The sequence below is a fragment of the Oxalobacteraceae bacterium OTU3CAMAD1 genome (assembly GCA_024123915.1).
Classification (GTDB): Bacteria; Pseudomonadota; Gammaproteobacteria; order Burkholderiales; family Burkholderiaceae_D; genus Rugamonas.
The window spans coordinates 5,024,084-5,037,140 of record CP099650.1; the positions used below are offsets into that span (position 1 = coordinate 5,024,084).

Genomic DNA, 13,057 nt, shown 5'->3' on the forward strand with positions numbered 1-13,057 from the left:
TACGTGGAACGGTGGTGATGCGTGGTCTCCCGTTCAATGGTGATGCTTGGCGTCGCGCTTGACGTTCATCGCCTCCACCGGCTTGGACGGCGGCGCGCCCGGTGCGCGCGGCGCGGGCGGCACCTCCCCGGTCCATTCGTAAGCCACCGTGCCCTTCGGATGCTTGTACCAGCCAGGGTCCTTGTAATCGTTGCGCGCCAGGCCCTCGCGCACTTTGACCGTGGTGAACATCCCGCCCATCTCAAGCCCGCCGAACGGTCCCTCCCCGCTCATCATCGGTAACGTGTTTTCCGGCAGCGGCATTTGCATGTCGCCCATCGAACCGCCCTTGTCGCCCATGACCATATAGCCCGGCACCAGCTTGTTGATCTTCTCGGCCACCCCAGTATGATCGACCCCGATCATGGTCGGCACGTCGTGCCCCATCGCGTTCATCGTGTGGTGCGATTTGTGGCAGTGGAAGGCCCAGTCGCCGGGCGCGTCGGCGATGAACTCGATCGCCCGCATCTGGCCGACGGCGACATCGGTGGTCACCTCCGGCCAGCGCGCCGACGGCCGCACCCAGCCGCCGTCCGTGCCCGTCACCTCGAAGGTGTGGCCGTGCAGGTGGATCGGGTGGTTGGTCATCGTCAGGTTGCCGGCGCGGATGCGCACCCGGTCGTTCTTGCGTACCACCATGGGATCGATGCCGGGGAAGGCGCGGCTGTTGAACGTCCACAGATTAAAGTCGAGCATCGTGTTGATCTTCGGCGTGTAGCTGCCCGGCTCGATGTCGTAGGCGCTGAGCAGGAAGACGAAGTCGCGGTCGACCGCGTGCTGCTTCGGATCCTTCGGATGGGTGATCCAGAAGCCCATCATCCCCATCGCCATCTGCGCCATCTCGTCGGCGTGCGGATGGTACATAAAGGTGCCGGCGTGCCGCGCGACGAATTCGTAGACAAAGGTCTTACCCGGCTGGATGCCGGGCTGCGTCAGGCCGGTGACGCCGTCCATCCCGTTCGGCAGCAGCTGACCGTGCCAATGCACGCTGGTGTGTTCGGGCAGCTTGTTGGTGACGAAGATGCGCACGCGGTCGCCCTCCACCACCTCGATCGTCGGGCCGGGACTCTGTCCGTTGTAGCCCCACAGGTTGGCCGTCATGCCCGGCGCCAGTTCGCGCACCACCGGTTCCGCCACCAGGTGGAACTCCTTGACGCCGTCCTTCATCCGCCACGGCAAAGTCCAGCCATTGAGCGTGACGACGGGATTGTACGGGCGGCCGTTGGGCGGCACCAGCGGCGGCGCGGTGGCGGCCGACGATTGCACCGGCGCCTCGGGCAGCGAGGCCGCGCCGGCCTTGGTGACCATGCCGGCACCGATCAGGGCTGCGCCGCTGAGGAATGATCTGCGGGTGGTCATGGTGTTACTCCTTTAGTGGTTGGCAGATGGCCGCTTAAGCGACCACCCAGTGCGGCTTCGAGATTGGCTTGCGCGGTCCAGTAGTCCTTGAGCGCGCCGATATAGCCGTTGACGGCGGTCGATTGTTCGCGGGCGTCGGCCAGCAGTTCGAATACGCTCATCAGCATGCCGTTGTAGCGCAAAAGGGTTTCGTCGGCCAGCTTCTTGCGCAGCGGGACGACCTGGTCGCGGTAGTGGCGCGCCAGCTCGTACGATGCGCGGTAGTCGGCATAGCTTTCGCGCGCCTCGCTGCGGGCGTTGACGGCGGCCTGCGCCAGCAGATTGACCGATTGCATATAGGTCGCCTCGGCCCGCGCCACGCGCGTCGAGCCCCAGTCGAACAGCGGGATCTCCAGCGACAGCTCATAGCCGCGCCGGTTGATCGGCCCTTCGCTCTCGCCCACCACGCCCAGATCGAGCACGTTGATGAAGCGCGTGGTCTTGGTCAGGCCCAGCGTCGATGCCGTGTGCGCGGTATCGAGTTTGGCGGCCTGGATGTCCAGCCGCTCGTTGACGGCGATCTGCTCGATATCGCCCAACTCCTGCGGCGCGGCGGGCAGCTCGGGCAAATGGTCCGGCAGCTTGTACGCGGTCTGCGCGCCGCTCAGTCCCATCAAACGGGTCAGTTTTTCGCGCGCGGCGACGGCCGTCTTGCGCGCGGCGCTGACGTCGGCCACGGTTTGCGCGTGGTAGGCCTGTTCGCGCGCCACGTCCATGGCGCTCCAGTTGCCGGCCTTGCGCATACGGTCGGCCAGTTCGGCACTGGCCTGCGCCGATTCCTCCACCTGCACGGCATATTCGGCGCTCTGGTTGGCGGCCACCGCCTCCACCCATGCGCGGCGGGTGTCGGCGGCGACCTTCAGCGCCTCGTTCGAGACCAGCAATTTGGTCTGCTCGTAGCGGCGTCCTTCGATGCGGCCGGCCAGCGGCGCCGTGATCAGGCTAAGAAGATTGAAGGTCAGCGTGCGTTCGATGCTGAGCTCACCGCCGCCGTGGCTGCGCTTGAAATCGAACACGGGATTTTGCAGGCGGCCAGCCTGCACCAGGTCCGCTTCGGCGATGCCGAGCGACCAATAGCTCGCTTGCAGTCCCTGGTTATTCAGCAGCGCGACATGCACCGCTTCGTCGACAGCCAGCGGCTGCCCCAGTTTTTTGTCGATGACGGCGGCCAGCGCGCGCGCGTCGTCGTCGTTGCGCGGCAGGCGGCCGGCGACGCTGGCGCTCAGGCCAGTACGTTGTTCGCTGACGCCGGCGGCGGCGCCGAAGCCGCCGTCACCGGACAGGGACGCGCAGCCGCCGAGCAGCAGCGCCATGCTGGCGCCACCGGCGAGTTTATGCAGACAATTCATGTCCAACACCTCAGGTTAATTTAGAAATGGGATGCGTTGCGCAGCTCGCGGACGGAGCTGTCGCGGGGTCAGGCCAAATTGCCTTGAGGGGGACGTTCAGGGTGGGCCAGATCGACCGCGCGGGGGAATTCGGAGTGGAACGGAATGGCGGACGATACCGCCGCCAGCACCGGCACGGCGATCGTCTGCGCCATGAACGGCGCACCGGCGACGCAGCAGGCCGCGCCGCCGCATTTGATGCCGCCGTGATTGTGGCCGGCATGACTTGACTGGCCGGACGATGCTTGCTGATCTTGATCCTGCATGGCGGCCATCATCGCCGCATGATCGTGCGGACCGGCGGGCATGGCCATATGCCCTGTCGCCGACGCCGCGGGAGCGTCGGGCGCGCACAGCATCATCGAAGCGGACGCATATCCCTGATAAGGGAGCGCCAGCAGCATCAGCCATACGATGAAGGTTCGGAACAGGGTCATGCAACTATGGTATCACAAGCCGCCCGGGATGCTCACTGCGGCCCAGGGGCCGCTAAGGCTCCCTTAAGCCAGTCGCACCAGCGGGTTGGCGATGATATTGTCGATTTGCCGGATGGCCTCGTCGCAGGCGGCGGCGATGGCCTCGTCCTCGCTCTCACGGACGAATTGCATGGTCGCGCCCTCGAACACTTCGACGCCGTTGGCGTTGGCGCGTTCGATGTCGCAGCTGGCGGTCCATTTGCTGTCGCTGGTCGGCAAGGCCGTTGGGATGATTTCCCAGCCTTTGTAGTGAATTTTATCCATGACTGACTCCTTGTTTTCGGACAGACTATCATGAAGAGATACCGCTTATGCGCACGCCTGAGGATGTTTCAGCTAAAAAACATGCGCCTAGGGTAATCGTTATGATTTTTTATTATAATGAACGCATGAAGCCACTTATACAAGCCTTCCACGACAAAAACACGGGCACCGTCACCTATGTCGTGTACGAAAACGACGGCGCCGACTGCGCGATCATCGATTCCGTGCTCGATTTCGACCCGAAATCGGGCCGCACCTCCACCGCCTCGGCCGATCTGGTGGTCGATTTCGTCCGCGCGCACCGCCTCAACGCCGTCTGGCTGCTGGAGACCCACGCCCACGCGGACCACCTGTCGGCCGCGCCGTATCTGTCCCGGCAGCTGGGCGGACGCACCGGCATCGGCGCCGAGATCTCGGTGGTGCAGCAAGCCTTCGCGCGGGTTTTCCCGCAGCGGCCTGGCATCGAGCGCAGCTTCGACCATCTGTTCCAGCCCGACGAGGTATTCGCCATCGGCGCCTTGCAAGCGCGCGCGCTGCATGTGCCGGGCCACACGCCGGCGGACATGGCCTACCAGATCGGCGACGCCGTCTTCGTCGGCGACACCATGTTCATGCCAGACGTGGGCACGGCGCGCTGCGACTTCCCCGGCGGCTGCGCGGCCACCTTGTACCGGTCCGTGCGCAGGCTGCTCGACCTGCCGCCGCAAACGCGTTTATTCATGTGCCACGACTATCCACCCGCTGGCCGAGAGGCGCGCTGGGAGGTGACGGTGGCCGAGCAAAGCGAAAAGAACATCCACATCCGCGCGGGCGTGACCGAGGAACAGTTCGTGGAGATGCGCACCAAGCGCGATGCGACGCTGGACATGCCGGTGTTGATACTGCCGGCGATCCAGGTCAACATCAGCGCCGGGCAGCTGCCGGAAGCGGAAGAAAACGGCGTGCGGTACCTGAAGATACCGCTGAATTCCTTTTAATTCCGGGCACGACGTTAATCGTCGCGCTTTGGGGTGCGGCCGATGCTCTCGTCCATATTGGCCAGATACCACGTCAGCCCCGTCATCACCGCCACGTGGCGCTTCAGCTCCAGCGGATTGACCTTGTCCAGCGTGTCCGCCGGGGTGTGGTGGTAGCTGAAATAACTGCTGGCATCCACCAGCGGCATGAACACCGGCACGCCCGCGCGCTCCAGCGGCCCCGTATCTGCCGCCCCGGTCACATCACGGCGATCGAACATCGACGCGCCGATCGGCTCCAGCGATTTTTGCAGCGGCGCGAAGTACTTCACCACCGACGGCCGCACGCTGCCGATCACGCCGAACGGACGGCCACCGCCGCTGTCCGACTCGATGGCGGCGAAGTGCCGCTCGACCTTGTCCTTGTTGGCCTCGAAATAGCCCTTGCCGCCCATGGTGCCGTTTTCCTCGTTCATCCAGGCGATCACGCGGATCGTGCGGCGTGGCTTCAGGTTCAGCTTATTCAACGTGTCGATCACCGCCATCGCGGCGGCGACGCCGGTGCCGTCGTCATGGGCGCCGGTGGCCAGGTCCCACGAATCGAGGTGGCCCGAGACGATCACTACCTCGTCGGCCTTGTCGCTGCCCGGCAGGTCGGCGATGACGTTGAAACTGTCGGCGTCCGGCAGATTCTGCGGCGTGAGTGTCAGACGCATCTTGACCGGACCGCGCGCGGACAGGCGGGTCATCAGCATCGCGTCTTCGGCCGTCACGGCCGCCGCCGGAATGCGCGCGCCGTCCACCAGCCCGGTGACGCCGGTGTGCGGAATGCGGTAGTCGGCGCCGCCGACCGAGCGCACCAGCGCCGCCGCCGCGCCCATCTCCGCCGCCACCTTGGGACCGTTCACCCGGAAGTTCGAGCCGCGCCCATAGGCCGGACCGGCGTGTCCTCGCTCGGCCATCTCCTGGTCGAAGGCCACGTCGAACAGCACGATGCTGCCCTTGACCTGCGCCGCGCGCGCCTTCAACTCGTCGAAATCGCGCAACACGATCACCGGCGCGGTCAGGCCGGCCGCCGGCGTGGCGCCCGATCCGCCCAGCGCCGTCAGCACCACTTTCTGCGTGACGCCGGCTGGACGGCCGGTGTAATCGACCAGTTCCGCCGTCTCCACGCCGCGCACCCAATGCGGCACCTTGACCGGTTGCAGCGTGACCTTGGCGCCGATCTTGCGCATCGCCTCGGCCACCTGTTCGACGGCCGCCGCCGCGCCGGCGGAACCGGACAGGCGCGGGCCCACCAGATCGGTCAGGTCGGCCAGGCGCGCATAGGCCCAATCGTCCTTCATCGCGCTGTCGCGTATCCGGGCCAGGGTAGCGGGATCGTTGGCGGGAGCGGCGATCGCGCCGGCGCTCAGCATGCAGCCGGCAAGGATGGTCAGGGACAGTTTGAACGGAAAGGCGGATTTCATGCGGGTCCTGTATAAGAGTGAGTGAATTGCAAGAACGAGTCAGACGATAACCGATAGTAGCGCGCTTGTCATCCATATTGATTTGTCATCGGGGCTGCACTACCATGTACCCTCACACCTCCAGAAAGCGCCTATGCTCAAGGGTCGAATTTGCACGGTGCGCCACCTGGTCAGCACCGATCTGAACACCTTCATCGCGCTGGTCAACGACCTGCCCTCGCGCGGCGACCATTTCTCGCTCCATTTCAAATCGCCCGAGACGCTGCGCAAGGAGTTCATGCAGAACAGCTTCGTCACCGACGACAGCGAACTGTTTGTGATCGAGGACAGCCTGCACCACATTGTCGGCGTCATCACGCACTTTAAAAGCCGAACGCCGGTCACGCGGGAAATCGGCTACCGCCTGTTCGACGCCAAGCTGTCCGGGCGCGGTTATGTCACCGAGGCGTGCGGGCTGCTGGTCGATTACCTGTTCAACGTCCACCAGTACCACCGGCTGGAACTGCTCTCCACGCCGGAGAACGTGGCCTCGATCCGGGTCGCGCAAAAATGCGGCTTCACGGCCGAAGGCATGATGCGCCAGAGCTTCTTCATCAACGGCCAGTATCAAGATGTGCAGATATTCAGCCTTCTGCGGCCGGAGTGGGAAGCCCGGAGGGTATAAAGATTAGTCTTTAAATGTTACAAGCCATTACCAAAACCGCCCCTTTGTAAGCATGTGTATAACAAATGGTGATTTTTCCCCGGACATTTATAGTGAGATCACTGGCTAACGAATCATTCCGATCCGGAGCCGCAGCAAGGGGAATCACCATGTTGAGTAAAAAATTTATGGCTGTAGCGTTAGTGGCCGCAGCGACAGTATCATCGTCGGTCTACGCGAGCGACCGTGGGTTCAACACGGTGGCCGGCGCTGTGGTGGGAGCCGCGATCGGCAACAGCGCCGGTGGCCGTGATGGCGCCATCGTCGGCGGCCTGGTTGGCGCGGCGGTCGGCAACAGCATCAGCTCGGGCGACCGTCATCGCGGCTATCGCGACGATCGCGGCGGCCGTTACGTCGAAACCCGCGTGTATTCGCAGCCCGCGCCGGTCTACTACGAGCCAGCCCCGGTCTATTACGCGCCGCCACCGCGCTACTACTCGCCGCCTCCACGGGTGGTGTATGTGGAACCGGCCCGCCCGTACTACCGCGAATCGCGCCGTGACTATTACTACGGCGACCGCTACGACCGTGGCCATCGCCGCGACCGCTACGACCGTTAATTCGTAGCCAACATTGAAAGCCTGTCATCCGACAGGCTTTTTTTTCGCTGTTTTTCGTCTCCCCCTGCTAGCTAGCCGTGACGGCCGGCGCCGAGGGGAAATCATGACGACTACAGACGCAATCATCGCTTTGGAACTGGGACATTACCGCCTGCGCGAGCAGATCGGCGGTTCGGCCTACGGCATCATCTGGCGCGCCAGCGGCCCCGGTCCCGCCGGCGACGTGGCGATCAAGTTGATCAACCAGGAGCAGATGGCGCGCGCCCTGCCCGCCCAACGCGACCGCTGGGTGGACTGCGCGAACAACGAGATCGCGTTCCTGCAGTCGCTGGAGCCGTGGGACGAGCGCCATATCGTGCGCTTGCTCGACAGCGGCTGGCACGAAGGCTTGCCGGTGCTCGCGCTGGAGTTGATGACGACGGATCTGGGCCAGCACATGGCCGCCCTCAAGAGCGCCGAGGATACCGTGCCGCTGCCGATGGCACTCGGCTGGATCGCTCAAATCAATCAGGCGCTGGCCAAGGTGCACCAATATGGCTGGCGTTATCTGGACCTGAAACCGGCCAACGTGCTGCTGGACCGGCATCTGCACACCGTCAAGCTGGCCGATTTCGGCACCAATCGTCATCTCGGCAGCCTGCAAGCACACTCGTATGCCGGCACCGCCAATTGGCAGGCGCCGGAACAGTTTTTCCCCGCCGATGGCGGCGGCTATGCGACCGGTCCGCGCAGCGACTATTTTTCGCTGGGTGCGATGTTCTACTTCATGGTCACCGGCGGCCTGCCGCTGCGCTTCTGCGCCGATTGCGGCCAGGCCTACCGTGAACACCACACCGCCGGCGCGGACCTGCTGCGCCAGATGCACGGCGGCGCGATTCCCGGCGCCCTGCTACCGGAGGAAGAGGCGCGCTTCGCCCTCGCCATACCGGTTGAGGCGCGCGATCCGGCGCTGGAGCTGTTGCGCGCCCTGCTGCATGTCGATCCGGCCAGGCGTCCGCGCCATGCGATCCAGATCAGCCGCATGCTCAACGCGATCCAAGGTGTGAAGCCGGCGCGGGGCGCCTTCAATCCGGCCGATCCGATTCATGCCATGCGTCGCCCCAGCGTCAGCAACGGCTGGCTGCATATCCAGGGGACGTGATGGCGACGCCACTGCGTTTGCACAAGGCGCCGGCGCGCGGCCCCTCGGGCGCACGGCCGCCGCTGTCCTGGCTCCCGGCACGGCCTTGCGCGGAGATCATCGCCGCTGCCGCCGCATGGCTGGCACGCTTCGCCGCGCAAAACATCGGCCTCGCCGCCACCCTCGCCCTGCTGGCCGCCCTTTTCGGCCTGCAGGCGCTGGCCCTCGTGCGCGCACCCGCAAGCTGGCTGCCGGCCACCATCGGCCTCTCTCTGACACCCGGCGAGACCATCACGCTGGGCCAGCGGGAACTGGCCGCGCCACAGACCGATCGCAGCCACCTCTCGCTGCGCCGCGACCCGCAGGACGGCTGGATGCTGCGCAATATCAGCCCGTCCAAGCAGATCATCCTGCTGCGCGACGGCGGCGAGCAGCGGATGGGCAGCGTGGCCCTGCGCGCCCGGCAAAGCTTCCAGGTCGACGGGGCCGTCTTCAACGTCACCGCCTCGGGTGCGGACACCATCGTCTTCACCCGCGACGGCCATGAATGGCGCTACGACGGCGCCGTGTTATACCGCGACGGCCGCGCCCAATCGGGCTGCCCCGACGCGCGCCTGTCCGGGCAAGCGCTGTCGCTATGGAACCGCGCCATGCCGATGATGCTGACCATCGCCCGGCCACTGTCATTCGGCGGCAATCTGTATTGCGGCAACCGCCTCGGACTGGCGCAAACCACGCCGGGCGCCGCGCAACTGTCGCGCGCCAACGGCCGGCTGGAGCTCTCGGCCGGCAATCCGGATGGCGACCGCGCCTCGGTGCTGGTGGATAGCGACGGCGTCCAGACCGATTTGCGCCGTCAGGAGGCGTCGCTGGCCGGCGTGAACGCGATCATCGTCGGCCACACCCGTTTTCAGCTGACGCCAGCCGGCGACCAATTGAAGCTGACACCGAGCCGCCATGTCAGCCTGTTCAGCGTGCCGGACCTGAAACTGCCGGAGGCGATCAGTTGGCAGTGGCAACAGCGCTCGCTGTGGAATAGCGGCCATGCCACCGCCCTGTGGCTCGCTATCGCCGGCTGCCTGGCCTGCGTGGCCATCGGTGCGGCGTGCGCGATGTCCCCGCCAGCTCCGGGGCTGCGCCGCGCCGCCGCCGGCGCCAAGCTGCTGGGCGCGACGATCCTGCTGATCGCCGGCGTCGCCGCCCTGATTTCGCAACGTGCGGGGCTTCCGCCCAGCGCCGCCTTGTCGATGATGCTCGGCGCCTGCGCGCTGCTGCTTTGGCTGGCCTTCCCCGGCCGTCTCACGCTGTTGACAGCCACCGGCGTCGTGCTGCTTGCCGTCGGTCTGCTGGCCCAACTGGAACTGGGCCTCGGAGCGCCACAAACGTCGTGGTTGCGCTACTACCAGAAAAGCGCCGCCATGCTGGCGATAGGCGCCGGCCTTGGCGGCTTGCTGCGCCTGTGGGCGCAATACCAGGCCGCGCGCGCCGCGCATCTGCAGCAACGCACCATCGAATGGGTACTGGCGATATTCGCCGCCGTCGCGCTGGCGGCGCTGGCGGCGCAGGTATTGTGGGGCGACGAGACCGGCGTGTTCGACCTGCAGCCGGTGGAACTGGCCAAACTGGCCCTGACCGCGCTGACCGCCCACTGCCTGGCGCTGCGTTTCGGCTGGCATAGCGAAACACGGCATCCGGCCGACCACCGCGCCCGCTGGCTGCAACTGATCGCGCCGGCCCTGCTCTTCATCGCGCTGCTTGGCCTGTCGCTGGTGCAGATCGACGACTTCTCGCCGCTGATACTGCTGCTGGTGTGGAGCACCGCCATGGCCTTCGCCTACGCCCTGGCCGCCCGCCACCGCCTGCTTACGGCCACGTTGATCGCCGCATCGCTGCTCGCCGTGGGCGCCGTGGTCTACCTGCGCCTGGCCGGCACGGACGATTTGATACGCTGGGGCTTCTACGCCGACCGCTTCCTGGTCTGGCTCAATCCCGCAGAACATCCGCACACCGGCCAGCAGTTGCTGCTCGGCGCCCGCGCCATCGGCGAAGGCGGCTGGCTGGGGGCGGACCACTGGCTAGGCCTGCGCGCGCTGGGCCAATCGGCCGGCGGCGTGGTCCAAATCCCCGCCGTGCAGGACGACTTCGCGGCGACCTTTTTCATCAACCGCCACGGCCTGGCCGGCGCGCTGCTGCTGTGGGGCGCGCAGGCGGCCTTCCTGACCGGGATCGTGCTGACCGCGCTGCGCGCCCACCACGCCGGCGACACTGCGCGCAACTTCCGCCAGGCCTGGTCCGGCCGCTTCCGCTATTTCGCGCTGTGCGGCGGCGGCGCCTTCGTGCTCGGTCACTTCCTGCTGTCGTGGGGGACCAACCTGGCGATCTTCCCGATCATGGGGCAGCCGATGAGTTTTCTGTCGGCCGGCGGCAGCCATCTACTGTTTTTCCTTTGCCCCCTGCTAGCGTTTAGTGCCATCAGCGCGCAATCTTTAGAAGGAGACTGAATCATGCCGATCTATGTCCAACACGAAGTCCTGGGCCGTATTCCCGACGTTTTCAACGGCGAGGCGATCTGGCAGGCTCCCGGCCTGGCGCTTTTTTCTCGCCGTCCGCTGCTGCGCGACCTGCTGGAACGCAGCCCGCGCGAGCACAAGGGCCGCGCCGCCACCCGCTGCTTCTCCCACGTGACGCTGATGCTGCCGCAGGAGGATGTCGATGACGACTACCACCTCACGCGCGGCGCCCGCGCCCGCGACCTGGCGCAAACTTTGACGGCGTTGCATCAAAAGGACTTCGGCGATCTGCTGGGCGGCGATCAGGTGCGCTACGACGTCGTCGGCACCGAGGCGCTGTCGCCGGGCGAGATCGAGGTCAAGTTCGGCCACGCCGTGTATTTGCCGGCGGCCGACGAAAAAATCCTTTTCAACGTCAGCGTTTCGCGCGACAGCGCGATTTGGCATCCGGTCTGCCCGATCTATCCGAACCAGCGCCTGGCGCTGATCGGCGGCGAAGGCGGCGCCGCCAGCGTGATCGCCAGCGGCTGGCCGTTCGGCCCGGAAGGCGCGATCCTGATCATCAACGACGGACCCGACGCGGCGCCGGTGGTGCAGATGCGCCCCAAGGATGCCTTCGAATGCCGCTTCGATCCGCGCAGCGGCTACTACACCATCAAATCCCTGCGCGAGGCGCCGGACGGCAGCCCGCGTCTTATGCTCAAGATCGCGCGTGCCTCGGGCGCGCCCGTCGGCACGCAGTCCAGCGCAATAGAAGGCATCAGCATCAATCCCGCGCCTGTGCAGGCGCCCGCGCCGGCCGCCCACGCCACGCCGGCCAAACCGGCTGTGTGGCAAAGCCGCGCCGACGGCGCCCCGCTGGAGCTGACGGCCGTGCCGGTCAGCCACAAGCCGGCCAATAAGCCGGGGGAAAGCGACGCGACCTACGCGCCGGTCTCCCGGCAACGCGTCAACCTGGTGGCGCTGGCCCTGCCCCGTCTGAGCCGCTACCGCGACACCGGCGCCCAGACGCTGGAACTGCCTTTCGACCGCGCGCTGGCCTTGTCCGCCGACGCGGCGCCGGTCATCAGTTTCGTGGTCGACGCGGCCGACGAACTGTATGCCTGCACCGCCGAAGGCCGCCAGCGCATCAACGCGCCGTCCACGTTCTCGCCGGTCGACGGGCGCGCAATCCGGCTACTGCCGGCGGCGCCGGAAATGGCGGACCGCTACCGCGCCCTGCTCTGTCTCGCGCAGCCTGTCGGCGCGGCGGTCGCCGGCGGTGCGCGCTTCACCTTCGGGCGCAATTCGCCGATGCTGTCGGCGCTGCGCTTGCTCGATTCGCCGCGCTTCATCAAGCGCGCCGACGGCGTCAACGCGGCCAGCGCCGACCGCATCGGCCTGTCGCGCAACGCTTTCAGTTTTGAAGCGACATCGGATGGCTACAAAATCGGCCGGCTGACCGCCACCCAGGGCCTGTACCACCTGAACGAAAAAATGGAGTTCGTCGCCAGCATCGGCGACACGGGCACCGACGCGCCGTATCTGCTGCCGGCCGGTCATCATCTCGTCGCCGGCCATTACGTGCTGCGCTTCGACGCCTGAGGGGACCTCCGATGGAGACGGCAAAACTCTACGCGGTCTGCGCGTTCGCGACGGGATTGGTGATCACACTTTTCCTGGCCGCCTATCTGACCCCGAACCAATGGTGGCGCCGCGCCAACGCGCGCGCGCTGCTGATCATGGTCGTCGGCGCATGGGGTTTCGGGAGCCTGATCCTGTATGCGGTCCAGGGTACGCGGCCGGTTGCGGCGGGCACGCTCGAAGGCGCCGCGAACCGGTCGTCGCCTGAAATACGCGCGGCGGCATCCTCGCCAACGCCCCTCCCGCCTGAACTCATCACCGGCAGGCCCTACCAGGTACACCGCGACCTGAACGTACGCGCGGCCGCCGGGGTGCATGCGGCGCGCCTGACCACCGTGCCGGCCGGCGCCAGCGTCACGCCCACCGGCGCGCGCGAAGGCGACTGGTGGCAGGTCACAACCGGCGCCGCCGGCCGTGAACAAACGGGCTGGGTCAGCAGCTTGTGGCTGCGCCGGGGCGGCGAATGACGCATCCGCGCAGCGAGTCCTCGTTCCGGTCCGCGCACACTTCCGCGCACACTTCATCGCCCGCTTCCGCAGACGTGGCTTTTT

At 66.2% G+C, this 13,057-nt stretch carries 12 protein-coding genes; 7 read left to right on the forward strand and 5 right to left on the reverse strand.

Features of this window, described 5'->3' with window-relative positions; all coding sequences use genetic code 11:
• Positions 1 to 33: 33 nt before the first annotated feature.
• The 4 genes from NHH88_21250 to NHH88_21265 all read right to left on the reverse strand — a co-directional run bounded on the left by NHH88_21250 (position 34) and on the right by NHH88_21265 (position 3,565).
• Positions 34 to 1,398 carry a copper oxidase gene (locus tag NHH88_21250; protein ID USX12213.1) on the reverse strand — a complete coding sequence of 455 codons (1,365 nt, stop codon included), beginning with the start codon at positions 1,396 to 1,398 and terminating at the stop codon, positions 34 to 36.
• Complete coding sequence (locus NHH88_21255) at positions 1,395 to 2,786, reverse strand: TolC family protein (GenBank protein USX12214.1); 1,392 nt, start codon at positions 2,784 to 2,786, stop codon at positions 1,395 to 1,397. Before NHH88_21255 ends, NHH88_21250 begins: the two co-directional genes overlap by 4 nt.
• 68 nt (positions 2,787 to 2,854) lie before the next feature.
• Entirely contained in the window at positions 2,855 to 3,262 is a 408-nt protein-coding gene (locus NHH88_21260; GenBank protein ID USX12215.1) for a hypothetical protein, read from the reverse strand.
• A gap of 63 nt (positions 3,263 to 3,325) precedes the next feature.
• A complete protein-coding gene (locus NHH88_21265; protein ID USX12216.1) occupies positions 3,326 to 3,565 on the reverse strand; it encodes a hypothetical protein in 240 nt (79 codons plus the stop codon).
• Between the two features lie 125 nt (positions 3,566 to 3,690).
• On the opposite strand from NHH88_21265, the gene NHH88_21270 reads away from it, so the two are divergent.
• Positions 3,691 to 4,542: an MBL fold metallo-hydrolase gene (locus NHH88_21270; GenBank protein USX12217.1), complete on the forward strand. Its 852-nt coding sequence runs from the start codon at positions 3,691 to 3,693 to the stop codon at positions 4,540 to 4,542.
• Between the two features lie 14 nt (positions 4,543 to 4,556).
• Here NHH88_21270 and NHH88_21275 read toward each other — a convergent pair whose 3' ends face one another.
• Positions 4,557 to 5,990, reverse strand: coding sequence for a M20/M25/M40 family metallo-hydrolase (locus tag NHH88_21275; protein ID USX12218.1), 1,434 nt, complete (start codon positions 5,988 to 5,990; stop codon positions 4,557 to 4,559).
• A 133-nt stretch (positions 5,991 to 6,123) separates the two neighbouring features.
• Between NHH88_21275 and NHH88_21280 the strand changes: the two genes are divergently transcribed.
• The 6 genes from NHH88_21280 (at position 6,124) to NHH88_21305 (ending at position 12,973) form a co-directional block, all read left to right on the forward strand.
• Positions 6,124 to 6,654, forward strand: coding sequence for a GNAT family N-acetyltransferase (locus NHH88_21280; GenBank protein USX12219.1), 531 nt, complete (start codon positions 6,124 to 6,126; stop codon positions 6,652 to 6,654).
• 167 nt (positions 6,655 to 6,821) lie between these two features.
• Positions 6,822 to 7,253, forward strand: coding sequence for a glycine zipper 2TM domain-containing protein (locus NHH88_21285; protein USX12220.1), 432 nt, complete (start codon positions 6,822 to 6,824; stop codon positions 7,251 to 7,253).
• A gap of 103 nt (positions 7,254 to 7,356) precedes the next feature.
• Complete coding sequence (locus tag NHH88_21290) at positions 7,357 to 8,394, forward strand: serine/threonine protein kinase (protein ID USX12221.1); 1,038 nt, start codon at positions 7,357 to 7,359, stop codon at positions 8,392 to 8,394.
• Positions 8,394 to 10,874: an FtsW/RodA/SpoVE family cell cycle protein gene (locus NHH88_21295; GenBank protein ID USX12222.1), complete on the forward strand. Its 2,481-nt coding sequence runs from the start codon at positions 8,394 to 8,396 to the stop codon at positions 10,872 to 10,874. Before NHH88_21290 ends, NHH88_21295 begins: the two co-directional genes overlap by 1 nt.
• A 3-nt stretch (positions 10,875 to 10,877) precedes the next feature.
• The gene (locus tag NHH88_21300) at positions 10,878 to 12,467 is read left to right on the forward strand and encodes a hypothetical protein (protein ID USX12223.1); all 1,590 of its coding nucleotides are present in this window, start codon (positions 10,878 to 10,880) and stop codon (positions 12,465 to 12,467) included.
• Positions 12,468 to 12,526: 59 nt separating this feature from the next.
• Positions 12,527 to 12,973: an SH3 domain-containing protein gene (locus NHH88_21305; GenBank protein ID USX12224.1), complete on the forward strand. Its 447-nt coding sequence runs from the start codon at positions 12,527 to 12,529 to the stop codon at positions 12,971 to 12,973.
• Positions 12,974 to 13,057: the final 84 nt, after the last annotated feature.